1 pseudogene is annotated in these 325 nt (G+C 37.5%); it reads right to left on the bottom strand.

Annotation, left to right across the window (positions count from 1 at the left end):
• Positions 1-325 (bottom strand): annotated as a pseudogene (locus AOA60_RS15370) (tryptophan--tRNA ligase); the annotation flags it as partial.

Raw genomic sequence — 325 nt, 5'->3', positions numbered from 1 at the left:
CCTTATATGCGTGGGCACGATTCATTAATCCCTTAGGGGAAAAGCAACTTAAAATCCAATTCAACTCAAAAATTTCTGGAACGTCTGATTGTCTATAAAAAATTACTTTTTTAGGGTCAAGCCCTAGTGCAAGCCATGTAGCTGCAATCCCATAGGTTAAATTACGAAACTCATCTGCAACGTGAATTTTTGTTAATCCATGATAATCGGCGACAAAATATGCTGCTTGGTAGTTACTATGTTCTGCTAGCTCTAAGGCTGGTTTAATTGCACCGATATAATTACCTAAATGAATCTGTCCAGTAGGCTTAATTCCTGTCAATAC

Source organism: Pseudomonas sp. 2822-17, assembly GCF_002742485.1.
GTDB lineage: Bacteria > Pseudomonadota > Gammaproteobacteria > Pseudomonadales > Pseudomonadaceae > Aquipseudomonas > Aquipseudomonas cyclaminis.
The sequence above is the reverse complement of the archived record's forward strand: the minus strand, read 5'-3'. Positions and strand labels throughout refer to the sequence as shown.